This is a genomic window from Nocardioides sp. zg-1308 (assembly GCF_013155375.1).
GTDB classification, from domain to species: Bacteria; Actinomycetota; Actinomycetes; order Propionibacteriales; family Nocardioidaceae; genus Nocardioides; species Nocardioides renjunii.
In genome coordinates this window covers 571,446-596,651 of record NZ_JABJQY010000004.1, presented here as the reverse complement: position 1 = coordinate 596,651, position 25,206 = coordinate 571,446, and the positions used below count along the sequence as shown (strand labels likewise).

General features: G+C 73.6%; 22 protein-coding genes. 15 read left to right on the top strand and 7 right to left on the bottom strand.

The annotated features are described in order from the left end of the window. Positions 1-65: 65 nt before the first annotated feature. Both sucB and lpdA read right to left on the bottom strand, forming a co-directional pair. Positions 66-2,099, bottom strand: a complete 2,034-nt coding sequence (sucB, locus tag HN031_RS17690) for a 2-oxoglutarate dehydrogenase, E2 component, dihydrolipoamide succinyltransferase (protein WP_172273186.1) — start codon at positions 2,097-2,099, stop codon at positions 66-68. A 37-nt stretch (positions 2,100-2,136) separates the two neighbouring features. Continuing rightward, positions 2,137-3,513: a dihydrolipoyl dehydrogenase gene (lpdA, locus tag HN031_RS17685; RefSeq protein ID WP_322424002.1), complete on the bottom strand. Its 1,377-nt coding sequence runs from the start codon at positions 3,511-3,513 to the stop codon at positions 2,137-2,139. A 197-nt stretch (positions 3,514-3,710) separates the two neighbouring features. On the opposite strand from lpdA, the gene HN031_RS17680 reads away from it, so the two are divergent. Further along, positions 3,711-4,070, top strand: a complete 360-nt coding sequence (locus HN031_RS17680) for a hypothetical protein (RefSeq protein ID WP_172273180.1) — start codon at positions 3,711-3,713, stop codon at positions 4,068-4,070. Positions 4,071-4,080: 10 nt separating this feature from the next. Here HN031_RS17680 and HN031_RS17675 read toward each other — a convergent pair whose 3' ends face one another. After that, positions 4,081-5,586, bottom strand: a complete 1,506-nt coding sequence (locus tag HN031_RS17675; protein ID WP_172273177.1) for a leucyl aminopeptidase — start codon at positions 5,584-5,586, stop codon at positions 4,081-4,083. A 65-nt stretch (positions 5,587-5,651) separates the two neighbouring features. Here HN031_RS17675 and gcvT point away from each other — a divergent pair, with 65 nt between their 5' ends. The 11 genes from gcvT (at position 5,652) to HN031_RS17620 (ending at position 14,489) form a co-directional block, all read left to right on the top strand. Beyond that, complete coding sequence (gene gcvT / locus HN031_RS17670; RefSeq protein ID WP_172273174.1) at positions 5,652-6,761, top strand: glycine cleavage system aminomethyltransferase GcvT; 1,110 nt, start codon at positions 5,652-5,654, stop codon at positions 6,759-6,761. A 1-nt stretch (position 6,762) separates the two neighbouring features. After that, positions 6,763-7,014 (top strand): hypothetical protein, encoded by a 252-nt coding sequence (locus tag HN031_RS17665; protein WP_322424004.1) that lies wholly within the window; start codon positions 6,763-6,765, stop codon positions 7,012-7,014. A 37-nt stretch (positions 7,015-7,051) separates the two neighbouring features. Further along, the gene (locus tag HN031_RS17660) at positions 7,052-7,915 is read left to right on the top strand and encodes a hypothetical protein (protein ID WP_172273171.1); all 864 of its coding nucleotides are present in this window, start codon (positions 7,052-7,054) and stop codon (positions 7,913-7,915) included. Positions 7,916-7,947: 32 nt separating this feature from the next. Further along, positions 7,948-8,709, top strand: coding sequence for a class I SAM-dependent methyltransferase (locus tag HN031_RS17655; protein WP_172273168.1), 762 nt, complete (start codon positions 7,948-7,950; stop codon positions 8,707-8,709). A gap of 89 nt (positions 8,710-8,798) precedes the next feature. Continuing rightward, a complete protein-coding gene (locus HN031_RS17650; RefSeq protein WP_253943493.1) occupies positions 8,799-9,779 on the top strand; it encodes a zinc-binding dehydrogenase in 981 nt (326 codons plus the stop codon). 22 nt (positions 9,780-9,801) lie between these two features. Continuing rightward, positions 9,802-10,611, top strand: a complete 810-nt coding sequence (locus HN031_RS17645; protein WP_172273165.1) for a thymidylate synthase — start codon at positions 9,802-9,804, stop codon at positions 10,609-10,611. After that, on the top strand, positions 10,601-11,125 hold the full coding sequence (locus HN031_RS17640) for a dihydrofolate reductase (RefSeq protein WP_172273162.1): 525 nt from the start codon (positions 10,601-10,603) through the stop codon (positions 11,123-11,125). The genes HN031_RS17645 and HN031_RS17640 overlap by 11 nt, the downstream gene beginning before the upstream one ends. Continuing rightward, a complete protein-coding gene (locus HN031_RS17635; protein ID WP_322424007.1) occupies positions 11,122-11,487 on the top strand; it encodes a GntR family transcriptional regulator in 366 nt (121 codons plus the stop codon). The genes HN031_RS17640 and HN031_RS17635 overlap by 4 nt, the downstream gene beginning before the upstream one ends. After that, the gene (locus tag HN031_RS17630) at positions 11,484-12,035 is read left to right on the top strand and encodes an AAA family ATPase (protein ID WP_172273159.1); all 552 of its coding nucleotides are present in this window, start codon (positions 11,484-11,486) and stop codon (positions 12,033-12,035) included. The genes HN031_RS17635 and HN031_RS17630 overlap by 4 nt, the downstream gene beginning before the upstream one ends. Positions 12,036-12,085: 50 nt before the next feature. Then, positions 12,086-12,520: an NUDIX domain-containing protein gene (locus HN031_RS17625; protein ID WP_367650805.1), complete on the top strand. Its 435-nt coding sequence runs from the start codon at positions 12,086-12,088 to the stop codon at positions 12,518-12,520. A gap of 100 nt (positions 12,521-12,620) precedes the next feature. Continuing rightward, on the top strand, positions 12,621-14,489 hold the full coding sequence (locus HN031_RS17620) for a M12 family metallo-peptidase (protein ID WP_172273153.1): 1,869 nt from the start codon (positions 12,621-12,623) through the stop codon (positions 14,487-14,489). 13 nt (positions 14,490-14,502) lie between these two features. On the opposite strand, the gene HN031_RS17615 is transcribed toward HN031_RS17620, so the two are convergent. Further along, entirely contained in the window at positions 14,503-14,835 is a 333-nt protein-coding gene (locus HN031_RS17615; RefSeq protein ID WP_172273150.1) for a TfoX/Sxy family protein, read from the bottom strand. Between the two features lie 72 nt (positions 14,836-14,907). On the opposite strand from HN031_RS17615, the gene dapA reads away from it, so the two are divergent. The 3 genes from dapA to HN031_RS17600 are packed head-to-tail and all read left to right on the top strand — an operon-like array spanning position 14,908 to position 19,372. Next, a complete protein-coding gene (dapA, locus tag HN031_RS17610; RefSeq protein WP_172273147.1) occupies positions 14,908-15,798 on the top strand; it encodes a 4-hydroxy-tetrahydrodipicolinate synthase in 891 nt (296 codons plus the stop codon). Between the two features lie 53 nt (positions 15,799-15,851). Next, entirely contained in the window at positions 15,852-17,537 is a 1,686-nt protein-coding gene (locus HN031_RS17605; protein ID WP_172273144.1) for a ribonuclease J, read from the top strand. A 56-nt stretch (positions 17,538-17,593) separates the two neighbouring features. Next, positions 17,594-19,372, top strand: a complete 1,779-nt coding sequence (locus tag HN031_RS17600; protein ID WP_172273141.1) for a GAF domain-containing sensor histidine kinase — start codon at positions 17,594-17,596, stop codon at positions 19,370-19,372. Here the strand turns inward: HN031_RS17600 and cydD are convergent. Genes cydD through HN031_RS17585 form a run of 3 tightly spaced genes read right to left on the bottom strand, consistent with a single transcriptional unit; the run spans position 19,335 to position 25,201 of the window. Further along, positions 19,335-22,691: a thiol reductant ABC exporter subunit CydD gene (cydD, locus tag HN031_RS17595; RefSeq protein ID WP_172273138.1), complete on the bottom strand. Its 3,357-nt coding sequence runs from the start codon at positions 22,689-22,691 to the stop codon at positions 19,335-19,337. The two genes, HN031_RS17600 and cydD, sit on opposite strands and share 38 nt — an antisense overlap. Beyond that, positions 22,688-23,704 carry a cytochrome d ubiquinol oxidase subunit II gene (gene cydB, locus HN031_RS17590; protein ID WP_172273135.1) on the bottom strand — a complete coding sequence of 339 codons (1,017 nt, stop codon included), beginning with the start codon at positions 23,702-23,704 and terminating at the stop codon, positions 22,688-22,690. Before cydB ends, cydD begins: the two co-directional genes overlap by 4 nt. A gap of 48 nt (positions 23,705-23,752) precedes the next feature. Beyond that, positions 23,753-25,201, bottom strand: coding sequence for a cytochrome ubiquinol oxidase subunit I (locus HN031_RS17585; RefSeq protein ID WP_172273132.1), 1,449 nt, complete (start codon positions 25,199-25,201; stop codon positions 23,753-23,755). Positions 25,202-25,206: the final 5 nt, after the last annotated feature.

The following is a 25,206-nucleotide window of genomic DNA, read 5'->3' as shown; positions in this document are numbered from 1 at the left end:
ACCCCGGCCGACGGGTCGGCCGGGGTCCTGCGTGGGAGCTGCTGCTCCGGGTCGTGCGGCGCTCCTCAGACCTCGAACTGACCGGCCTCGAGGCGCTTCTTGACCTCCTGGAGGAAGCGGCCCGCGTCGGCGCCGTCGACCAGTCGGTGGTCGTAGGTGAGCGACAGGTGGACCATGTGGCGCACCGCGATCGTCTCGCCGAGGTTGGGGTCGTCGATCACCACGGGACGCTTCACCACGGCACCGGGGCCGAGGATCGCGACCTGCGGCTTGTTGATGATCGGGGTGTCGAACAGGGCCCCGAAGCTGCCGAGGTTGGTGATCGTGAAGGTCCCGCCGGACAGCTCGTCCGGGGTGATCTTGTTGGTGCGGGTGCGCTGGGCGACGTCGGCGATCTTCTTGGCCAGGCCGGCGATCGAGAGGTCGCCCGCCTCCTTGACGACCGGCGTCAGCAGGCCCTTCTCGGTGTCCACGGCGAAGGCGATGTTCTCGCGGTCGAAGTAGGTCACCTCGCCCTTCTCGGCGTCGATCGCCGCGTTGAGCTTGGGGTGCAGCTTGAGCGCGTCGATGGCGGCCTTGGCGAAGAACGGCAGGTAGGTCAGCTTCACGCCCTCACGGGCCAGGAAGTCGGCCTTCGCGGCCTCGCGCAGCCGGGCGATCGAGGTCACGTCGACCTCCATCACCTGCGTCAGCTGGGCGGCCTCCTGCAGCGACTCGACCATGCGCGTGGCGATGACCTTGCGCAGCCGCGACAGCGGCTCGGTCGTGCCGCGCAGCGGCGACGGCGCGGACGACGTCGGTGCGGCCGCCGGGGCAGCGCTGGCGGCAGCAGGAGCGGCGGCCACGGGTGCGGCCTGCTGGGCCTGCTGCTGGCTCTGCTGCTGGGCCGCCGCGGCTGCGTCGAGGACGTCCTGCTTGCGGATCCGGCCACCGACGCCGGTGCCCTGCACCGCGCCGAGGTCGACGCCGTGCTGGTCGGCCATCTTGCGCACCAGCGGGGTGACGTACGCCGTCTGGTCGCGGCCGCCCTCAGCGGAGCCGGACGCAGACCCGGAGACGGAGCCGGCCGCGGGGGCCCGGCTCGCGGCGTCGTCGCGCTGGGGCTCGGGCTCGCCCTCGGCCGTGGGGGCGTAGGGTGCCTCACCGAGGGCGCGCGGCTCGGCCTCTTGCTGCTGCGCCTGCTGGGGCTGCTCCTGCGACTGCTCCTGCTGAGCGGGGGAGTCCTGCTTCTCCGCCTCGGGGGTCTCGTCGCCGGGGGGCAGGCTGCCGGTCTCCTCGGCGATCTGCTCCTCCTGCTCGGCCTTCTTCTCGGCGTTCGCCTCGTCCTTGGGCTGCGCCTCGGGGGCCTGCGGCTCACCCTGCGAGCCGCCGGAGCCGGCGTCGCCGGAGCCGATGATCGCGAGCTCGGCGCCGACCTCGACGGTCTCGTCCTCCTCGGCCTTGATCTCCAGCAGGGTGCCGGCGACGGGGGAGGGGATCTCGGTGTCGACCTTGTCGGTGGAGACCTCGAGCAGCGGCTCGTCGACCGCGACCTCGTCGCCGACCTGCTTGAGCCAGCGGGTGACGGTGCCCTCGGTGACGGACTCACCCAGCGCGGGCAGCGTGACCGGCGTACCGGCGCCGCCGCCCGAGGACGAACCACCGGAGGACGAGCCGCCGGACGAGGCTGCCTGCTCGGCCGCGGGCTCCTGCTCGGCGGGGGCGTCCTCCTTCTGCGACTCGGGGGTCTCGTCGCCGGGCGGCAGGCTGCCGGTCTCCTCGGCGACCTGCTCCTCCTGCTCGGCCTTCTTCTCCGACTGCTCCTCGTCCTTCGGCTGAGCCTCCGGCTCGGCGGAGTCGGAGGCGTCGCCGGCCGACTCGCCCTCCTCGCCCACGACGGCGAGGACCGCGCCGACCTCGACGGTGTCGTCCTCGTTGGCCTTGATCTCCAGCAGGGTGCCGGCGACGGGGGAGGGGATCTCGGTGTCGACCTTGTCGGTGGAGACCTCCAGCAACGGCTCGTCGACGGCAACCGTGTCACCGACCTGCTTGAGCCAGCGGGTGACGGTGCCCTCGGTGACGGACTCGCCGAGTGCGGGGAGGGTGACTTCGGAGGCCATGTGGTTCCTTCGCTCGCGTGTGGGTGGGGTTCAGGTGTCAGGAGTGGGCGTGCAGCGGCTTGCCGGCGAGGGCCAGGTGCGCCTCACCGAGGGCCTCGTTCTGCGTCGGGTGCGCGTGCACCAACGGGGCGACGTCGTCGGCGTGCGCCTCCCAGTTGTAGATGAGCTGCGCCTCGCCGATGAGCTCACCGACGCGGTCTCCCACCATGTGGACGCCGAGCACGGGGCCGTCGGTGAGGCCGACCAGCTTGACGAAGCCCTGGGTCTGCAGGATCTGGCTCTTGCCGTTGCCGCCGAGGTCGTAGGTCACCGTGGTGACCGCGTCGCCGTGCAGCTCACGGGCCCGCGCCTCGTCGAGGCCGACGGAGGCGATCTCGGGGTGGGAGTACGTCACCCGCGGGATGCCGGTCTCGTCGACGGGCTGCGGGTCGAGGCCGGCGATGTCCTCGGCGACGAAGATGCCCTGCTGGAAGCCACGGTGGGCCAGCTGCAGCCCCGGGACGATGTCGCCGACGGCGTAGACGCCCTCGACGTTGGTGCGGCAGCGCTCGTCGGTGAGGACGAAGCCGCGCTCCATCTCGACGCCCTGCTCGGCGTAGCCCAGGCCGTCGGTGGACGGTCCGCGGCCGACCGCGACGAGCAGCAGCTCGGCCTCGACGACGTCACCGCCCTCCACGGTGACCGCGACGCCCGTGTCGGTGGTCTTGACGCTCTGGAACGGCGTGCCGGTGAGGAAGGTGATGCCGCGCTTGCGGAAGGCCCGCTCGAGGGCCTTGGAGGAGGCCTCGTCCTCGGCGGCCACGAGGCGTGGCAGGGCCTCGATGATCGTGACGTCGGCGCCGAAGGACCTCCACACGCTGGCGAACTCGCAGCCGATGACACCGCCGCCGAGCACGATCACGGAGGCGGGGACCCGGTCGAGCCGGAGCGCCTGCTCGGAGGTGATGACCTTCTCGCCGTCGACCTCGAGGCCGGGCAGCGTCCTGCTGTAGGAGCCGGAGGCGAGCACGACGGTCCTGCCGGTGTGCTCGGTGCCGTCGACGGTCACGGTGCGCGGGCCGGTCAGCGTGCCGGTGCCCTCGATCACGGTGATGCCGCGGGACTTGATGAGACCGGTGAGGCCCTTGAAGAGCCGGTCCACGACCTTGTCCTTGTAGGAGTTCACGCCGACCATGTCGATCCCGTCGAGGCTGGCGTGGACGCCGAACCTGGCGGCGTCGCGGGCCGAGTCGGCGACCTCCGCGGCGTGGAGCAGGGCCTTGGTCGGGATGCAGCCCACGTGGAGGCAGGTGCCGCCGAGGTTGCCCTTCTCGACCAGTCCGACCGTCAGCCCCAGCTGGGCCGCCCGCAGGGCACAGGCGTAACCGCCCGAACCAGCCCCGAGGACGAGTACGTCGTACTCACCGTCCGCCACAGATGTCCCTCCACACTTCGACTCGTCCCTGCCGATCCACCGCGGGCCCGTCGAGATCCCGGGTCCGGGCGCGTCCATCTTTGCACTCTTTGTCAGGCTGTCCACACCGGGTCAGGGTCAGCCCGGACGTCAGCCGAAAGGTGGAACCGGACGCCGAACGGCGGGGGCGGTGGGCAGGCTCCGGCAGAATGTCCGCCATGGGCATGTTCGACCGATTCCGGCGCAAGGGGCGCACCAGTCGTCCGGCGCAGGACGCCGCGCGCACCGGCTCCACCCGCGTGCGCGCCTCCGACGGCGACGACGTGCGCCATCTCGAGGCCTTCGTCACCACGCGGCAGGGGGTCGAGGGGTTCGTCGAGCCTCGCACCGCGGTGAGCGACGTGACCATCCTGCTGGTGGCCCACGACGGTGAGTGGACGCGCCGCCGGGTGCCGAGCGTGAAGTGGGCCCACGACTTCGCCAACCGCAACCGCGTGCCGTCCTACGACGCCGCCGTGGTCGGCGTGCCGCAGCGGATGCGCGACTACAACAAGCGCAAGAAGGCCGAGGGGATCTGACCCCGGCCGGTCAGCCCTCGGCCAGCGACCGAGCGAACGCGACGAGCGTGGTGACGCCGAACCCGGTCGCGCCCGAGGGGACGTGGCCGTAGGGACCGCCGGTGTTGATCTCCTTGCCGGCGATGTCGAGGTGCGCCCACGGCAGCCCGCCGGTGAACTCGCGCAGGAACGCCGAGGCGTAGAGACCACCACCCCACCGCACCCAGTCGTGCTGGAGCAGGTCGGCGACCTTGGAGCTGGTGATCCGCTCCGACATCTCCTCGGGGATCGGCATGGGCCAGTGCTGCTCGCCCGCGGCCACGCCCGCGGCGAGGACGGCGGGGACCTGGTCGTCGGTGCCCATCACCGCGCCGACCTTGTCGCCGAGCGCCAGCTGCATGTGGCCGGTCAGGGTGGCGATGTCGACCACCACGTCGGGCTGCTCCTGCACGGCCATCGACAGCGCGTCGCCGAGCAGCATGCGGCCCTCGGCGTCGGTGTTGGCGATCTCGACGGTCGTGCCGTTGTGCATCGTGATCACGTCGCCGGGACGCGTCGAGGTGGCCGAGACCATGTTCTCCGCCATCGGCGCGAAGGCGGTCACCTTCACCGGCAGGCCCAGCCGCGCGATGGCGAGGGTCGCGGCGACCACGCTGGCCGCGCCGGCCATGTCGCCCTTCATGTTGAGCATGCTGGACGACGGCTTGATGGTGAGGCCGCCGGAGTCGAAGGTGACGCCCTTGCCGACCAGCGCGAGGTGCGCGACGGCGTTCTTCGGCGCCCACGTGAGCCGCACCAGCCGCGACGGAGCGGCGGAGGAGTCGCCGACGCTGAGGATGCCGCCGCAGCCCATCTCCGCCAGCTGCTCGTGGTCGAACACCTCCAGCTTGACCTTGGGGGCGCCGCGGCCCTTGGTGACCTCCTGGTGCGCGGCCGTGACCAGGTCGGCGAGGAGCGGCGGCGTGCAGTCGCGGGGCGGGGTGTTGACCCAGTCGCGGCAGAGGGTGACCGCGTCGGCGAGGACCTCGGCCGACTCGAGCGCCGCGACGGCCTCGGCGCGGCGGGCGAGGGCGGTCAGCACGACGACGTCGGTGGGTCCGGTGGACTCGCTCGTCGTGGACTTGTAGGCGGTGAAGGTGTAGCCGCCGAGGCGGTGACCCTCGACGACCGCGGCGACGAGCTCCGGGGTCTCGCTCGGCAGGGCGAGGGCGACCGACGCCGCGTTGGCGACGCTGCGGGCGGCGACGCCGGCAGCGCGGCGTACGGCGACGGGGTCGGCGGGGTCGTCGCCGAGGCCGACGAACACCAGCAGGGGCGCCTTGACCTCGTCGCGGGTGGGCGCCTTCACGGCCTCGCCCGCCTTGCCGGTGATGCCCATCGTGGACAGGAACGGGCCCAGCCGCCGGCCGTAGGCCTTGCTGACCTCCTCCGCCGCGTCGCACAGCCGTGGACCCTTCTCACCGGCGACCACTCCCACCACGACGGCGTCGGCTCGGGTCTTGGCGGGGCTGGCGGTGCGCAGGGAGTACGTGGTCACCGGGGCATGCTAGGCGAGCCCAAGGCGGGGCGGGTGGCGAGATCCGCTGAGGTAGGTTTCGGCGCATGGCCGCCACGCTCAAGCAGTCGCCCCTCCATGACCGCCACGAGGCCCTCGGAGCCAAGTTCGCGGAGTTCGGCGGGTGGTCGATGCCGCTGGAGTACCCGACCGGGGTCGTCAAGGAGCACACCACGGTCCGCGAGACCGTCGGCGTCTTCGACGTGAGCCACCTCGGCAAGGCGATGGTGGCGGGTCCGGGCGCTGCCGAGCTCGTCAACGCCACGCTCTCCAACGACCTGGCCAAGATCGAGCCGGGCAAGGCCCAGTACACCCTCTGCCTCGACGAGTCCGGCGGCATCGTCGACGACCTGATCGCCTACTGGCACGACGACGAGCACGTGCTGCTCATCCCCAACGCCGCCAACGCCGCCGAGGTCGTGCGCCGGTTGCAGGCCGCCGCACCCGCGGGCGTCAAGGTGGTCGACCACCACGACGACTACGCCGTGCTGGCCGTCCAGGGCAGCCGCTCGGACGAGGTGCTGGAGAAGGTCGGCCTGCCGACCGGCCACGGCTACATGTCCTTCGTCGAGGCCGAGCTGCACGACACCGGGGTCGGCGTCGTGGTGTGCCGCACGGGCTACACCGGCGAGCGCGGCTACGAGCTGGTCGTCGTCAACGACGCCGCGGGCGAGCTGTGGGACGCGCTGATGGCCGCCGGCGCCGAGCACGGCATCACCGCTTGCGGCCTCGGCGCCCGCGACACGCTCCGCACCGAGATGGGCTACCCCCTGCACGGCCAGGACATCGGGTTGGACACCAACCCGGTCGAGGCCGGGCTCGCGTGGGCGGTGGGCTGGAACAAGGAGTCCTTCTGGGGTCGCGACGCGGTCGTCCGGGTCAAGGAGGAGGGACCCAGGCGCCGGCTGCGTGGTCTCGTCGCCCTCGGCCGTGGCATCCCGCGGCCCGGGATGGGGGTCACCCTCACCCACGACATCCCCCTGGCCGACATCACCTCCGGCACCTTCTCCCCGACGCTCAAGAAGGGAATCGGCCTGGCGCTGATCCCGACGATGATCGCCGAGGACGCACAGGTCGGCGTCGACGTCCGCGGCCGGCGCGAGATCTTCCAGCTCGTCAAGCCGCCGTTCGTGGACCCGTCGGTCAAGGAGTCCTGACGTGCTGCCCGGACAGCCGCCGACCTTCCGCCCGCCGTCGGCCTCCGAGCGGCCGTGGTGGTGGCGCCTCGAGGACGCCTCGGGCGAGGCCGTCGAGCTCGCCGGCTACTCCGGGGAGCGGTTCGGCACGCAGGGCGACGCCGAGTCGTGGGTCGGCGAGATCTGGGCCGAGCTGGCCGAGCACGGCGTGGCCGCGGTGACCCTGTTCGAGCACGAGCGGCAGGTCTACGGGCCGATGCCGCTCAGCGCCTGAGCCCATCCACGCCGGGTCCGGCTCCGAACCACGGGTCATGGGAGCGGACGCGGACTTCACCCGCTACCTCGACGCCCGCTGGGCCGACCTCGTCGGCGGCCTCGAGGACGAGGGCGTGCCACCCGACGAGGCGCGGCTCGCGGTCGCCGAGACGCTCCTCGCCAGCCGGGGCTCGTGGTCGCGCCGCGTCCGCGAGGAGCAGGTCGACGTCAGCCTGTGGGCCGAGCTCCGTGAGCGCACCGGTCTGCCCGCACGCCCCGGTGAGCCGGTCCCGCACGGCGTACGCCCGTTCGACCCGCGCGACACCCCCGCCCAGTGGCTGACCCGGGCGGAGGCGGCCCGACGCGCCCGACGCGCCCGCGGCGCCAGGCGGGCCGTCGCCGGCCTGCTCGTGGCGGCCCTGCTCGCGGCCGGGTGGGCGTGGTGGGCCGCCCGGCCGGCACCGGTCGAGGTGCGCCGGGAGGCCAACCCCCTGCCAGTGGTCTGGTACGCCCAGAACGAGCTGCACCTCGCCGACGTGGTCGTGGGCCTGACGGGCGTCGAGGAGTTCGTCTCCTGGGGCTCGGGGGCAGCCGCGCGGCTGCGCTCGGGAGAGGTCGTCCGCATCGACGCCGACGGTGACGTCCACGGCACCGACGCCCCGCCCGCGCAGCTCGACGACCCGCCCGAGGCTCCTCCGCTCCCGGCGCTCGGCGCCTACGACGTCGTGGTCCAGAGCGCGCCCGTGCCGGGTGGCGGGTGGGCCCACCTGTTGGACTCCTCGCGCCGCGACGGTGGGCAGGACGCCGTACGCCGCTCGGAGTCGGGGCGCCGGGCCCTGGTGGTCTGCTCGGCCGACCTCCGCTGCGGCGAGCCGCGGACCATCGTCGAGTCGGGCGGCGGGACCATCCGGCTGCGGTGACCGGTCGCCCGGATGCTCTAGGGTCCCGAGCCGTGGCCGAGGCACTGTGGACGGGCGTGGCGGAGGCCTACGCGAGGAGCTTCGCCGGCCTGTGCGCCGGAGCGATCCCTGCCGTCCTCGACGGCCTGCCGAAGGGTGGGCGCCTGCTGGACGTCGGCTGCGGGACGGGCGAGCTGGTGCGCGCCGCGCGCGGTGCCGGCGCCGACGCGATCGGCGTGGAGCCCGACCCGGCGATGGCGGCGATGGCGGGCACCGCGCTCGACGACGACGTGGTCGTGGCCGGCCTGCCCGACCTCCCGCTCGCCGAGTCGGGTTTCGACGCGGTGACCGCCAACTTCGTGCTCAACCACGTCGACGACCCCCGGGCCGGAGCGCGCGAGCTGGCGCGTGTCGCGGCGCCCGGGGCGGTGGTGCGGGCCACGATCTGGGGGAGCACCCCACCGCCTCAGGCGGTGATGTGGAACGGGCTGCTCGACTCCGTCGGTGCCGTCCGCCCGCCGGTGCCGCGGCTGCCGCCTAGCCGGGACTTCGACCGGTCGGCCCACGGGCTCGCCGGCATCCTCGCCGAGGCCGGCCTCGCCGTCACCGCCGCTGGGACGCGCGCGTGGACGTGGCGGGTCCCGGCCCACGACCTGTGGACCGGCCTCACCTCCGTCGGCAGCTTCGGTGTCCTCTGGCGGGCCCAGTCCGCCGCCGTGCAGGCCCGCCTGCGCTCGGCGTACGACGCACTGGAGCCCCGGCTCGCCTTCGACGTCGAGTGCGTGCTGGTGGAGGCGCGGGTGCCGCGGTCCTGAGCGCGACCGGACCACCGCTTGACCTCATGTCCACGTGAGCTCCTAGCGTCCGCCAGGACGAGTCGGCGACGAGCGAGCGGGGACGGACGATGATGCAGGCGATCGTGCAGAGGGCGTACGGCGGCCCGGAGGTGCTGGTGCTGGAGGACGTCGAGGCGCCGGACCCGGGGACGGGTCAGGTGCGCGTCGCCGTGACCGCCGCCGGGGTGCACCTGCTCGACGCGACGCTGCGCGAGGGGGTCGCCGGCCCCTTCGGGCGGGCCGAGCTGCCCCTGACGCCCGGCCGGGAGGTCGCCGGGGTCGTGGACGCGGTCGGGCCCGACGTCGACCGGTCGTGGCTCGGCCGGCGGGTGGTCGCGCACCTCGGTGTCCTCAGCGGTGGCTATGCCACCCGCGCGCTCGCCCCCGCCGCGGCGCTGCTCCCGCTCGCCGACCACGTGACCGAGGCCGACGCCGTCGCGATGGTGGGGACCGGTCGCACGGCCCTCGGCATCCTCGAGGAGGCCGCGATCGGCCCGGACGACACGGTGCTGGTCACCAGCGCGGCCGGTGGGCTCGGGACGCTGCTGGTCCAGGCGGCCGTGCAGGCGGGGGCGAGGGTCGTCGGGGTGGCCGGCGGTGCGGCGAAGTCGGCCCTGGTGGCGTCGTACGGCGCGCACCCGGTCGACTATCTCGAGCCCGGCTGGCCCCGCGAGGTGTCCGACCTGCTCGGCGACGAGCGCCCGGTGACGGTGGCCCTCGACGGCGTCGGCGGCGCCGTGGGTCGGGCCGCGTTCGAGCTGGTCGCCCCGGGCGGGAGGCTGGTCATGTTCGGCTGGACCGCCGGCGAGGCGATGCCGCTGACGGCGCAGGACGTGTTCGAGCGCGGTGTCGCGGTGACGGCCGCCATCGGCGCGCGGATGTTCGCCCGTCCGGGCGGGATCCAGGGCCTCGCCCGGGAGGCGGTGGAGCGGCTCGGCACCGGCGCCTGGCGACCCACCACGACCGGCTTCCCCCTCGCCGACGCCGCGGAGGCGCACCGGGCCCTGGCCGGGCGGCGAACCACCGGCAAGGTTGTCCTGCTCACCTGAGCGCGCGTCGTACAGTCGTCCCGTGCGCGCCTACCTCGACCTGCTCCAGCGGATCCTCGACGAGGGCGTCGAGAAGACCGACCGCACCGGCACCGGCACGCTGAGCGTCTTCGGCCACCAGATGCGCTTCGACCTCGCCGAGGGCTTCCCGCTGGTGACCACCAAGAAGGTGCACACCCGGTCGGTGTTCGGCGAGCTGCTCTGGTTCCTGCGCGGCGACACCAACGTGAAGTGGCTGCAGGACCGCGGCATCACCATCTGGGACGAGTGGGCCGACGAGGACGGCGACCTCGGACCGGTCTACGGCTACCAGTGGCGGTCGTGGCCGACGCCCGACGGGCGGCACGTCGACCAGGTCGCGCGGCTCGTCGAGGGGATCCGCACCAACCCCGACTCCCGCCGCCACATCGTCTCGGCGTGGAACGTCGCCGACGTCGACGACATGGCGCTGCCGCCGTGCCACACGCTGTTCCAGTTCTACGTCGAGCCCACCGCCACCGGCCCCGGCCGGCTGTCGTGCCAGCTCTACCAGCGCTCCGCCGACACCTTCCTCGGCGTGCCCTTCAACATCGCCTCCTACGCCCTGCTGACCCACATGGTCGCCCAGGTGACCGGGCTCGAGGTCGGCGACTTCGTGCACACGATGGGCGACGCGCACCTCTACCTCAACCACGTCGAGCAGGCCCGGCTGCAGCTGTCCCGCGACCCGCGTCCGCTGCCGCGGCTGGTCCTCAACCCGGCGGTCACCGAGATCGACGGCTTCGACCTCGAGGACCTCGCCCTCGAGGGCTACGACCCGCACCCCGGCATCAAGGCCCCCATTGCGGTCTGAGGGCGCCTCGGGCTCGCCCCGTCCCGGCCAGCGGGTGGTGCTCGTCGCCGCCCACGCGCGCAACCGCGTGATCGGCGCCGGCGGCGAGATCCCGTGGCACCTGCCCCACGACTTCGCGCACTTCAAGCGCGAGACGCTCGGGCACACGCTGGTGATGGGCCGGCGCACCTGGGACTCGATCGGGCGGCCCCTCCCGGGACGGGCCACTGTGGTGGTGACCCGCGACGCGTCCTTCGACCCGGGCTTCGAGGGCGTGCTGGTCGCGCACTCGCTCGAGCAGGCCTTCGCCCTGGCGGCGGAGCTCCCCGGCGACGTGATGGTCGCCGGAGGCGGCGAGATCTACTCCCTCGCCCTGCCCCTCGCCACCCACCAGGTGCTCACCGAGGTCGACGCGGCGCCCGAGGGCGACGCGTTCTACCCCGACTACCCCCGAGACGAGTGGGTCGAGGTGCGCCGCGAGGTGGGCGATGGCTGCGAGTGGGTGTGGCTCGAGCGCCTGGACCCGGCGGCGTGAGCACGCCCGAGCTGCGCCTCCGCGTCGACCCCGCATCGGACGTGCCGCCCTTCGAGCAGGTGCGCGAGGGCATCCGCGCGCAGGTCGACTCCGGCGAGCTGCCCGCCGGCTCCCGCCTGCCGCCGGTGCGCGCGCTGGCGACGTCGCTCGACCTCGCGGCCAACACCGTGGCCCGCGCCTACAAGGAGCTCGAGGCGCTCGGCGTCGTGGAGACGCGCGGGCGCGCCGGGACGTACGTCGCCGGTCGGGGGGTCTCGAGCTCCGTCCGCGCGGCCGCGTCGTCGTACGTCTCGGCGGTGCGGTCGCTCGGGCTCTCCGACGACGCCGCGCTCGACGCCGTGCGCCGGGCGCTCGGCCAGTGACCCGCGTGGTCCTCCTCAACGGCCTGCCGGGCGTCGGCAAGTCCACCCTCGCCCGCCGCTGGGCCGCCGAGCACCCCGGCACCCTCGTGTGCGACATCGACCTGCTGCGGACCTGGGTCGGCGGCTGGCGCACCTCCTTCGTCGAGGTCGGCGCGGCCGTCCGACCCGCCGCGCAGGGGCTGATCGCCGGCTACCTGGCCGCTGGTGACGTCGTGCTGCCCCAGCTCATCGCCGACCCGGGCGAGCTCGACGCCTTCGCCGAGGTCGCCCGCGGGGCCGGCGCCTCGTTCCAGCACGTGGTGCTGCGTGATCCCTCCGCTCGCACCGGCCGCGCCGCCGGTGAGCGCTTCCGGCGGCGCTCCGGCGACGACCCGTGGCACGACGAGGTGCGGCGCCTGGTCGCCGAGGCGGGCGGCGACGCGCTCCTGGGCGACTACGTGCGCCGGCTGTCCGCCCTCGTCGAGGACCGCCCCGGCACGCTCGTCGTGGACTCGGTCGAGGGCGACGAGGGCACGACGTACGCCGCGCTGGTGGCGGCCCTCGCCTGAGGCGTGACGCGATGTCGGGCCCCGGGCGCGGGCGTGGCAGTCTCGGTCGCGTGCAGGAGCCAGGGGCATCGACAGCAGGACGACCCGGGGAGCGGCACATCGTCGTCGCCGCGGTGGCCCTGGTCCGTGACGGCTGCGTCCTCACGGTGCGCAAGCGCGGCACCCAGCGCTTCATGCTGGTCGGCGGGAAGCTCGAGCCGGGGGAGTCGGCGAGGGACGCCGCGCTGCGCGAGACGCGGGAGGAGGTCGGCCTCGCCATCGAGTCGGCCACGCTGCTCGGCGAGTTCCTCTCCGAGGCGGCCAACGAGCCCGGCCACACCCTGCACTCCACGGTGTTCTGGGTGGAGTCCGACGCCGAGCCGGTCGCGTCCGCGGAGATCGCCGAGGTGCGGTGGACGCCGCTGCGCGACCACCCCGACGACCTCGCCCCGATGCTCGAGCACCACGTGCTCCCGGTGATCCTGAGCACAATTACCAACAGGTAGCCCAGCGCTACTCCGCTGTGCAGATCGAGTGGATCTGTGCTCGGTATCAATGGTCCTGTCCACTTCGGACCACTGATTCCAGAGCAAGGAAACATCTATCGTGTCCGATCGGTCGTACCGCCCCTCCTTCGTCGTGCGAGCCCTCGTGGCTGTCGCGGTCGTCGGCTCGAGCCTCGCCACGGCGACGGCCGCGGAGGCGGGCACCCTCGACGACCTCGCCTGCGCCGTGGGCTCGCTGACCGCTCCCGTCCGGCTCGACGCCGCGCTCGACTCCGGCGTCAGCGCGGCGCTGGTGCGGGTGCGCAACGCGCTCACCGCTGACGAGCTGGACCACCTCGTCGAGGACGACTCGGTGTGGATCGACCGGTGCGCCCAGGTCTTCGTCGTCGACGAGGCCGCGCCCGAGGGCGAGCGGGTCGTCGCGGACGCCGCGCCCCAGCAGGGCGTGCCCGACGACGTCCTCGACCTGTCGTCGCGACCGGGCTCGGCCCGCACCATCTACCTCGACTTCGACGGCTCGACCGAGGCCGGCACGCGCTGGAGGAGCGGTGAGCAGATCGTCTCGCCCGCCTACTCCATCGACGCCGACCGGACGACCCTGAGCGACGTCGAGCGGGCCCAGGTCCTCCTCGCGTGGCGGGTCGTGTCCGAGGACTACGCGCCGTTCGACGTCAACGTCACGACCCGCGAGCCGGCCGCGTCGGCCCTGACCCGCAGCAGCGCCACCGACCCGACCTACGGCATGCACGTCGTCGTCACGCCCACCAACTCCGTCGGAGCGGGCTGCGGCTGCGGCGGCTCGGCGTACGTCGGCGTCTTCGGCAACCCGGGAGGCAACAACGCCCAGCCGGCCTTCATCTTCACCAACGGCGCCGGGACCGGTGGCGACAACCTCGGCCAGGTCATCAGCCACGAGGTCGGCCACACCTTCGGCCTGAGCCACGACGGCACCGCCACGTCGGACTACCACGTCGGCGCCAAGGGGTGGGCCCCGATCATGGGCGCCTCCTACAACCGCCGCGCCTCGCACTGGTCCAGCGGGGAGTACGCCGGCGCCGACAACGTCGAGGACGACGTGGCGATCATCGCCCGGACCGCCCCGCTCCTCGCCGACGACCACGCCGGCACCCGGACCGGCGCCACCCGGATCTCCACCGGGACCACGACGGCCGGCCTCATCACCTCGCGCACGGACACCGACGCGTTCACCTTCACCGCCGACGGCCCGACGACCCTCGAGGTCGCCGGCCCGGACGGCTTCTCGAACCTCGACGTGCGGCTGACCGTCCTCGACCCGCTCGGACGCACCGTCGCGACGGTCGACCCGGTCGCGGACGTGGCGTCCGACCAGTCCATGGCCGCCACCTGGGCCGCCGACCTGGCGCCGGGGTCCGTGACCTACACCGCGGTCGTCGACGGTGTCGGGCACGGCGACCCCGCCGAGCCCGGGCGCTACAGCGACTACGGGTCGATCGGGACCTACACGGTCTCCCTCCGCGACGGCCTGCCGACGCCGACGGCCAACAACCCGGCGCCCGACCCGACCCAGCTCCCGACCCAGCCCCCGACCCAGCCCCCGACCCAGGCGCCGGCCCCGACGCCGACCTCGACGCCCGCGCCGACCCAGCCCACCGGCCAGGCCCCCGCGACCCCGCCGTCGACCCCCGCGCCCAGCCCCGGCACCCCGGCGGCGACGCACGCGGGCACCGGCGCGGCCATCGGCTTCGCGACCACCAGCCTTCCCCGCGCCCGGCACGGCCGGAAGTACCACGCCGAGATCCGGTTCACCGGACCCGTCTCCGAGGCCCGGGTCGACCGGCGCCTGCCGCAGGGTCTGACGTGGCGCGTCGTCGGCGACCGGATCGTCATCACGGGCACGGTGCGCAAGCGCACGGTGGGCCGCTTCGCCACGGTGCTCACGGCGGGGGACACCTCGGTCCGCCGCCAGTTCCGCCTCGTCGTGCGCTAGGCGGGCCCGGACGTCACTTCGGCGGCAGCGTCCGCACGTGGGCCGCGCCACGCCCGACCCACAACCGGAGCCGGTCGTCGTCGGCCAGCGCCTCGCCGGAGACCAGCAGCCAGCCGTCGAGCTCGCGGCCGCGCATCTCCATCGGTCGTACGGCCTCGCCGTCGACCCACTCCTGGCCGCGGGCCGGGTCGACGCGGACCATGAGCGCCCCGGCGCTGCCCGCCGCCACCGCCATGTGGCCGTCGAGCATGAAGCCGAGACCGCCGAACATCCTGCGCGAGGTCAGCCCGGGCTCGCCGTCGAGCAGGTCGTGGATGCGCTGCGCCAGCAGCTCGTCGTAGGCCATGCCCCAGCGTAGGGCCACGCGGAGCGGCTCGCCGCCGACCGCTCGACGAGGCAGGAGCGATAACCTTCGACCATGAGCTCCAACGTCCCGTTCGGCCGCCTGCTCACGGCGATGGCCACCGCGTTCCACCAGGACGGCTCGGTCGACCTCGACGGCACGGCCCGGATCGCCGCGCACCTGGTCGACCACGGCAACGACGGCGTCGTGGTCAGCGGCACGACGGGGGAGAGCCCCACGACGTCGGTGGCCGAGGACGCCGAGATCCTGCGGGCGGTCCAGGACGCGGTCGGCGACCGCGCCACCGTCATCGCGGGCGTCGGCACCAACGCGACCGCCCACTCGGTCGAGCTGGCGCGCCAGGCGGAGAAGGTCGGGGTCGACGGGGTGCTGCTCGTCAGCCCCTACTACAACAAGCCGGGCCAGGTCGGCCTGCGCCACCACTTCACCTCCGTCGCCGAGGCGACCGACCTCCCGGTCATGCTCTACGACGTGCCCGGCCGCACCGCCACGCTGATCGAGCTCGAGACCTACGAGGCGCTGCGCGCCTACGACCACGTCGTGTCGGTCAAGGACGCCTCAGGCCTCCTGCCGCGCACCGCCCAGCTCACCGAGATGGGCTACGCCGTCTACTCCGGCGACGACGTCGCCACGCTCGGCTACCTCGCCTACGGCGGTGTGGGGCTGGTGTCGGTCGTGGCCCACGCGGCCGGCCACCAGCTCGCGTCGATGCTCGACGCCTGGGTCCGTGGGGACCACGCCGAGGCGCTGCGGATGCACACCTCGCTGCTCCCGGCCTTCGACGCCGTGATGGGCGTCCCCAACTACGGAGCCACCACCGCCAAGGCAGCCCTCGAGCTGCTCGGCGTGCTCGACAACCGCCGCGTCCGCGGCCCACTGGTCGCCCTGGACGACGACGAGGTCGGCGCCCTGCGTGCCGGGCTCGCCGCCGCCGGCCTCCTGTGACAGGCAGTGACATCCAGACCGAGAGCCAGCTCTCCGACGAACCGAGGAAACCCTTGAGCCATCCCCACCCCGACCTGAGCGCGCCCGCCCCCCTCCAGGCCGGAGGCCTCCGGGTCATCCCGCTCGGAGGGCTGGGCGAGGTCGGTCGCAACATGACCGCCTTCGAGTACGACGGCCGGCTGCTGCTCGTCGACTGCGGCGTCCTCTTCCCCGAGGACCACCACCCCGGCGTCGACCTGATCCTCCCCGACTTCGAGCCGATCCGGGAGCGGCTCGACGCGGTCGAGGCGCTCGTGCTGACCCACGGGCACGAGGACCACATCGGCGCGACGCCCTACCTCCTGCGCGAGCGCGGCGACATCCCACTGGTGGGCTCCAAGCTGACCCTGGCGCTGCTCGGCTCCAAGCTGCGCGAGCACCGGCTCCGCGAGACGGCGCAGTACGAGGTCGCCGAGGGCCAGACGATCACCTTCGGCCCGTTCGTGCTCGAGTTCGTCGCGGTCAACCACTCCATCCCGGACGCCCTCGCGGTCGTGATCCGCACCGGCGCCGGCGTCGTGCTGCACACCGGCGACTTCAAGATGGACCAGCTCCCGCTCGACGGCCGGATCACCGACCTCAACGAGTTCGCCCGCCTCGGCGACGAGGGTGTCGACCTGTTCCTCACCGACTCGACCAACGCCGAGGTGCCGGGCTTCACCACGTCCGAGAAGGACATCTCCCCGGTCCTCGAGGGGGTCTTCGCCAAGAGCGACCAGCGGATCATCGTGGCCTGCTTCGCCTCGCACGTGCACCGTGTCCAGCAGGTGCTCGACGTCGCCGTCGCGCACGGGCGCAAGGTCGGCTACGTCGGCCGCTCGATGGTGCGCAACATGGCCATCGCCCAGGAGCTCGGCTACCTCACCGTGCCGCCCGGGGTGATGGTCGAGGCCAAGGAGCTCGCCGACCTGCCCCCGGAGAGGCAGGTGCTGATCTCCACCGGGTCCCAGGGCGAGCCGCTCTCGGCTCTGAGCCGGATCGCGCAGCGGAGCCACTCCTTCGTGCACCTCGAGGAGGGCGACACCGTCGTCCTGGCGAGCTCGCTGATCCCGGGCAACGAGAACGCCGTCTACCGCGTCATCAACGGGCTCTCGCGCCTGGGCGCCAACGTGGTGCACAAGGGCAACGCCCTGGTGCACGTGTCCGGCCACGCCAGCGCCGGCGAGCTCCTCTACTGCTACAACATCGTCAAGCCGCGCAACGTGATGCCGGTGCACGGCGAGTTCCGCCACATGCGCGCCAACGCCGACCTGGCCCGCGCGACGGGCGTCCAGAACGTCGTCGTGGCCGAGGACGGCGTCGTCGTCGACCTCGTCGACGGCGTCGCCAAGATCGTCGGCAAGGTGGAGGTGGGATACGTCTTCGTCGACGGCACCACCATCGGCGACATCTCCGAGGCCTCGATGAAGGACCGCCGCATCCTGGGCGAGGAGGGCTTCCTGTCCGTCATCGTCGTGGTCGACTCGGTGACCGGCAAGGTCGTGTCGGGCCCGGAGATCCACGCACGCGGGTTCGCCGAGGAGGAGGCCACCTTCGACGAGATCCGGCAGCCGATCATCGACGCCATCAACTCCGCGGTCGCGGACGGCGCCAACGACTCCTACCAGCTGCAGCAGACCGTGCGGCGGGTCGTCGGTCGCTGGGTCAACCGTGCCCACCGCCGACGTCCGATGATCGTCCCTGTGGTGATCGAGGCGTGACGGCCCTACGATCCCCTTGAGGTAGGAGTGGGCCCTGTCCTCGTGGGGAGGTGGGCATGCCGCGCAACCAGGGTGCGCTGAGCCGTCTGGCGGAGCTGATGCGGCGCGTCAACTCCTCCACCGACACCGAGTCGATCCTCGAGGAGATCGCCCACGGCGTCGTCGACGTGCTGGGCTACGGCGTCGCGGCCATCGCCCGCCTCGAGGGCGACGTCCTGGTGATGACCAACGTCGCCGGGCCGCCCGAGGTGGTGGAGGAGATCCTCCACCGGCGGACGCCGGCCGAGCAGATCCTCGACGAGTTCCGCGAGGCCGACAAGTGGGGGATCCTCCGGTTCGTCCCGGCGGGACGGATGTCGGAGGAGCGCCTGCGCGCCGCGTGGATCCCGCAGCTCGAGACCCACGACGACCCGGACGCGTGGCACCCCCAGCACGCGCTGTACGCCCCGCTCTACTCCGCCAGCGGTGAGCTCCTCGGCAACATGGCCGTCGACCTGCCTGCCGACGGCCGGGTCCCCGACGGGGCCGACCGCGAGCTGCTGGAGATGTTCGCCGTGCAGGCCGGGGTGGCCCTGTCCAACGCCCGCGAGCGCGAGCGCCTCACCGACCGGGTGCTGCTGGACCGGATGCTGGCGACGGTGGCCGGCACCGCCACGCTCCACGACCTCGCCGAGGCGCTCGGCACGGCCGTCGCCTCGGTCACCGAGGCCTTGGGTGCCGCGCAGGGGTGGGTGCGGACCTTCCCCACCGACGCCCAGGGCAGCCAGCTGGGCGTCGGGGCCCCGCGCCCGTACGCCCCGGAGCACTTCGTGCCGGAGCTGCGCGAGGAGCTCACGGCCATCGAGGACCTCCCCGTGCTGGTCGAGGTGGGCGTGCGCGACGCCGGCTCGTCCCTGCTGCCCCGCAGCGCCGAACGCCTCCAGCAGCTGATGCGCGGCACGGCCGTGGACCGGGTCGTCGTGTGCCCGCTGGTCTCCCAGGACGACCTCGTGGGCTACCTGGTCCTCGGCTTCCTGCGCGACGCCCGGGCCTTGACGCCCGCCCAGGCCGACGCGGTGCTGGAGGTGGGCCGGCTCCTCGCCCAGGCGGTGCGTGCCTCCCGCGTGCTGGAGACCGAGCAGCGCCTGGTCCAGGAGCTGCGCGAGCTCGCGCGCTACCGCAGCGAGCTCATCGCCACCATCTCCCACGAGCTGAAGACCCCGTTGACCGCGATCCTGGGGCACGCCGAGCTGATCGCCGACCGCTACCCCGACCTGAGCTCGGTCGACGCGATCATCCGCAACGCCGGCCGCCTCAACAACCTCGTGGCCAACCTGCTGCACTACTCCCGGATCCAGGGCCGGCGCGAGACCGTGCGCCGGGCCGTCGACCTCGCCGAGCTGTGCGAGGCGAGCGTCGACCTGCTGAGCATCCGCGCCAAGCAGTCCGGGGTCGGCCTCTCGTTCGACGGCTGCGGGTCGACGCCCGTGGTGGTCTTCGGCGACCCCGAGGAACTCGCCCGGGTGATCGACAACATGGTCGACAACGCCGTGAAGTACACCCCCGAGGACGGCTCGGTCACCGTCTCGATGACCGTGGGGGACGACGAGGTCAGCGTCGAGGTGGCCGACACCGGTCTCGGCATCTCGGCGACCGACCAGGCCCACGTGTTCTCCGCCTTCCACCGCTCCACCAACCCCAACGCCCTCTCGGTGCCGGGCACCGGGCTGGGGCTGCCGATCGCCCAGCGGATCGCCGAGTCGCACGGCGGCACCCTGTCGGTGACCTCCGAGCTCGGCGAGGGCAGCACGTTCCGCTTCACCCTGCCGCTGCGCTCGCCGCGAGAGGCCGGCTGAGCCCGACCCCGTCGACACCCCCGTCCGCGTCCAGCCGGACGGCGCGGTCCATCGCCTCCAGCCCGACGGTGCCGTGGGTGATCCACACGACGGAGCGGCCCTCGCTCGCGGCGGCCCCGAGCATCTCGCCGGCCACGGCCCGCGCGGTGGCGCCGTCGAGGTGGGCCGTCGGCTCGTCCAGGACGAGGACCGGGGCGTCCGCCAGCAGCGCGCGGGCCAGCGCCAGCCGTGCCCGCTCGCCGCCCGAGACCTCCCGCGAGCCCGCGCCGACGTGCGTGTGGATGCCGGCCGGGAGGCCGTCCACCCACGTGCCGAGGCACGCCCGCTCGAGCGCGTCGCGCACCTCGTCGTCGGTGGCGCCGGGGCGGGCGAGGCGCACGTTCTCCGCCACGGTGGACGCGAAGACGTGCGGGTCGTCATCGACCAGGCCGACGGTGCGGCGTACGTCGTCGAGCGCCAGCTCCCGCAGGTCCGTCCCGGCGAGCGACACCTGCCCCGCGACCGGGTCGACGAAGCGGACCAGGGTCGCGGCCAGGGTGGACTTGCCGCTCCCGCTGGGGCCGGTGACGCCGAGGTGCTCGCCCGGCCGCAGGCCGAGGTGGTCCAGCGACACGACCGCGCGGTCCGCCCAGCCCAGCGCGACGTGGTCCATCTCGACGTCGTGGGCACCGGTCAGCGGTCGTGGCCGGGCGGGGTCCGTGACGGCGGGCGCGGTGGCGGCGAGCCGGTCGAGGCGCCGGCGGGCGGCTGCTGCCCGGACCGACAGCGCACCCGCGTCGGCGAGACCCGCGGTGACGTCCGCCAGCGCCAGGGGCAGGAGCAGCAGGAGCGCCAGGACGGCGGGACCCACCGAGCCGGGGTCGACGAGGACGGCGACCGCGACGACGCCGAGCCCCGCGGCGAGCGTGGTGAGCGCGGTGGCGGCCGCCACGGCTCGGGAGGAGCGGTGTATGGCCTCGGCGAGCGCGGTGGACCCGTCCCGCACGTCCGCGAGGGCCCCGTCGGTGGCTCCCCACTGCTCGAGCTCCCTCACCCCGTGGGCCACCTCCTCGACCCTCGTGGCCAGGTCGGCCCGACGGGCCAGGACGTGCGGCTCCGCGGTGGCTGCGCCGTGGCGGGCGAGCAGGTAGGCGGCGGCGCCCGCCGCCACCACCCCGAGCACGACGAGGCCGGCGGCAGGGTCGAGCAGTGCCGCCAGCACCGCGGCACCCGCGCCGACGAGCGCGGCCGTCGCGACCGGCTGCCGCACCCGCAGCCGCTCGTCCAGCAGCGCGTCGACGTCGTCCACGACCTGGGTGAGCAGGTCGCCGCGACGCGGGCCGAGCCGGCCCGGCACCAGCGGGACGAGGTCGGCGTAGACCCGGGCCCGCCGCTCGGCCAGCTCGCGCAGCACCACGTCGTGGCTCAGCACGCGCTCGGCGTGCCGCAGGACCGGCCGGGCCAGGCCGAACAGCCGCACCCCGACGATCGCGACGACCAGGTGCAGCACGGGCGGCTGCTCGCTGGCACGGGTGATGAGCCAGCCCGCCGTCGCGGTGAGCGCGACCCCGGACGCGGTGGACAGCGCACCGAGCACTGTCGCGGTCGCCATCCCCCAGCGGGGGCGGGCGGCATCCTCCACGGCGTCGTCGACGGGCACCGGTGCGGGGCGCGCCGTGGACGGGCGGCGGTCGGCGACGGGCGCGGCTGCCGCGGTCCGCTCCGCCGCCTCCACCCCAGCGGCCGCGGGCTCGAGCCGGACCACCCGGTCGGCGGCGGCGAGCACGGCGGGCCGGTGCGCGACGACCACGACGAGGCTCGTCCGGGCCAGCCGCGCGACGGTGTCGAGCAGCACCTGCTCGGTCTCGTCGTCGAGGTGGGCGCTCGGCTCGTCGAGCAGGACGACCGGTCGCCCGGCCAGCACCACCCGCGCCAGCGCGACGCGGGCCCGCTGGCCGGCGGAGAGCCCGGCGCCGTCCTCGCCCAGCGGGGTCGCCAGGTCCTCCGGCAGTGCACGCACCACCTCGCGCAGCCCGACGCTGTCGAGCGCCTCCCAGACCTCGGCGTCGCCCGCCGTGGGGTCGCCGAGGCGGACGTTGGCCGCGACGGTGTCGGCCAGCAGCCACGGTCGTTGCGGCGCCCACGCCACCTGGTCGCGCCACCACCGCGGGTCCACCTCGCCGAGTGGCGTGCCGCCGACGAGGACGTCGCCGACCCGTGCCGGCAGCTCGCCACGGAGGGTGGCGAGCAGGGTCGACTTCCCGCAGCCCGAGGGCCCGGAGACCGCGACGAGCCCGCGGGCGGGCAGCTCGAGGTCGAGCGGGGCGGTCAGCGGGGCGTCGTGCCGGACGGCGAGGCCGCGCAGCACCACCGCGGTGGACGCGGGCCTCGTGGCGGGAGCCGGGGCCACTGACGAGCGGGCCAGCAGCTCGTCGGCGTCCGCGAGGGCCGCCGTGCCCTCCGCCGCGGCGTGGAACTCGGCGCCCACGCGGCGCAGCGGCCAGTAGGCCTCCGGCGCCAGCAGCAGCACAGTGAGCGCGACCCGGAAGTCGACCGACCCCGATGCGAGCCGCAGCCCCACGGTGACGGCGACGAGGGCCACCGACAGCGTGGCCACCAGCTCCAGCACCGAGGAGGAGGCGAAGGCCACCTTGAGGGTGTCGACGGTGGCGCGGCGGTGGTGGTGGGTGACGGAGCGGATGGTGGCCACCTGCGCGTCGGCGCGACGGTGCGCGACCAGCGTCGGCAGGCCGCGCACGACGTCGAGGAAGTGGCCCGACAGCGTCTCGAGCGCGCGCCACTGCGTGCGGGCCCGGTCGCGGGTGGTGAGGCCGACGAGCACCGCGAAGACCGGGACGAGCGGCAGGGTCAGCGCCACGACGAGCCCGGACAGCGGGTCCAGCCAGGTGATGGCCGCGAGCGTGACCACCGGGAGGACGGCCGCGGGGACGAGCGCGGGGAGGTAGCGCGTGACGTAGGGCTCCACGCCGGCCACGCCGCGGGTGGCGAGCACCGCCAGGCGCGCGGGGGACAGGTCCGGGACGTGCCGGGCGGCGTCGAGGAGCCGGCACCGGAGAGCACCGGAGACCTCGCCGGCGGCGCGTGCGGACGCGCGCTGGCCGACGTACGCCGTGGCGGTGCGCAGCAGCACGAGGCCGCCCAGCCACCACGCCGGTCCGTGCCAGTCGCCGGCACCGACCGCAGCGACGACCAGCGCCCCGAGCGCGAAGGCCTGCCCGACCGTGGCGAGCCCGCCGAGGACGCCGCAGGCGGCGACGAGGGCGAGGGACGCCCGGGCGGGACGCAGGTGGGGGAGGACCGTCGGGTCGAGCGGCTTCATCGGGCCTCGGCCAGCACCGGTGTCGGGATGTGGCGCACTGAGATCCGCTTGCGGAACACCCAGTAGGTCCAGGCCTGGTAGCCCAGCACGATCGGCGTGAACACCACGGCGACCCACGTCATCACCTCGAGCGTGTACGGCGTCGACGCGGCGTTGGTGGTGGTCAGCGAGAACGCCGGGTCCGTGGTCGACGGCATCACGTCGGGGAACAGCCCCAGGAACAGGCCCGCCACGGCGAGCCCGATGGTGAGGAAGGTGCCGAGGAACGCCCAACCCTCGCGGCCTGCCCGCGCCGCCGCGAGGCCGGCGACGAGCGCCAGGGCGGCAGCCGAGAAGACCGCCGCCGTCACGGCGTTGCCGGTCCGCGCCTGGGTCCAGACCATGAACACCGAGGCGAGGACGGCGGCCAGCGAGCCGGTGCGGACGGCGAGGGCCCGCGCCCGGTGCCGGATCTCGCCGTCGGTCTTGAGCGCGACGAACATGGCGCCGTGCGTGGCGAAGAGGGTGAGGGTGACGAGCCCGCCCAGGAGGCCGAACGGGTTGAGCAGGGTCAGCATGCTGCCGGTGAACTCCTTGTCGGCGTCGATCGGCACACCCGCGGCGATGTTGGCGAAGGCGACGCCCCACAGCAGCGCCGGCACGACCGAGCCGACGACGAGCGCCAGGTCCCACCGGGCCTTCCACGTCGCGTCGTCCCGCTTGTGGCGGTACTCGAAGGACAGGCCGCGGACGATGAGCGCGACCAGGATGAGGAGCAGCGGCAGGTAGAACCCGCTGAAGAGCGTGGCGTACCACTCGGGGAAGGCGGCGAAGGTGGCGCCGCCCGCGACCAGCACCCACACCTCGTTGCCGTCCCAGACCGGACCGACGGTGTTGATCATCACCCGCCGCTCGGTGTCGTCGCGGGCCAGCACGGGCAGCAGCATCCCGACGCCGAAGTCGAAGCCCTCGAGGCAGAAGTAGCCGACCCACAGCACGGCGATGAGGGCGAACCAGACGGTGGTCAGTTCCATGGGAGTCCTTGGGGTCTCGGTGGGGGTCGGTGTCGGGTCGGTGCGGCGTCAGTAGGCGAAGGTGAGCGGGGCGTCCTCGTCGGAGCCGCCGACCCTCACCCGGGGAGGCTCCTCGAAGGGGTCGGCGCCCTTGCGGACGTAGGTCACGAGCAGCTTCACCTCGACCACGGCGAGGACGGCGTAGAGCGCGGTGAGGACGACGAGCGACGTGGCCGCCTCGAAGACCGAGACTCCGGGGGAGACCCCCGACTCGGTGGTCATCAGCCCGAAGACGACCCAGGGCTGGCGGCCCATCTCGGTGAAGATCCACCCCCACGACGAGGCCAGGGTGGTGGCGATCGGCAGGCTCAGGCCGAGGGTGCCGAGCCAGCGCACGCCCGGCGTACGGCCTCGCCGGGTGAGCCACAGGATGAGTGCGGCGCCGCCGGCGGCGAAGAAGCCGAGGCCCATCATGAAGCGGAAGGACCAGTAGGTGACCGGGACGATCGGGACGTAGTCGCCGTCGCGCTGGGCCGGGTCGGCGCTGTCGAGCTGGCCGTAGGTCTCGGCGTACTCCTCCTTGAGCGGGTTGATGCCCTCGACGGTGCCGTCGAAGGAGCCGGTGCCGAGGAAGGACAGCAGGCACGGCACGGTGAGGGCGAACTTCTCGTGCTCCCCGTCGGGCGTGCCGATGGTGAGGATCGAGAACGGGGCGCAGCCCTCGCTGGTCTCGTAGAGGCCCTCCGCGGCGGCCATCTTCATCGGCTGCACCTCGGTCATCACCTTGCCCTGCAGGTCGCCGGTGATCCCGACGCCGAGGCCGGCCAGCAGCGTCACGACCGCACCGATGCGGATCGCGCCGTGGTACATCGGCCGGTCGGCCTCGTGGCGCTTGCTCATGTAGAGGTAGGCCGAGACGCCGAGGAGGAAGGCGCCGGCGGTCATGTAGGCCGCGAAGATCACGTGCGGGAACGTCACGACCTGGACCTTGTTGAACATCACCGCCCAGAAGTCGGTCAGCTCGGCGCGACCCGACTCGGGGTTGAAGCGGTAGCCGACGGGGTGCTGCATCCACGAGTTGGCGGCGAGGATGAACCACGACGAGGCGAGCGTGCCGAGGTGCACCAGCCACATGCAGCCGGCGTGCAGCCCGCGCGGGAGCTTGTCCCAGCCGAAGATCCAGAGGCCGAGGAAGGTCGACTCGAGGAAGAAGGCGAGCAGCCCCTCGATCGCGAGGGGTGCGCCGAACACGTCGCCCACGAAGCGCGAGTAGTCCGACCAGTTCATCCCGAACTGGAACTCCTGCACGATGCCGGTCACCACACCGATGGCGAAGTTGATGAGGAAGAGCTTGCCGAAGAACTTGGTCAGCCGGAGGTAGTCCTCCCTGCCGGTCCGCACCCAGGCGGTCTCGAGCCCGGCGATGACGGCGGTGAGCCCGATCGTCAGCGGCACGAACAGGAAGTGGTAGACGGTGATGATCCCGAACTGCCACCGGGCGATGTCGAGCACGTCCATGGGAA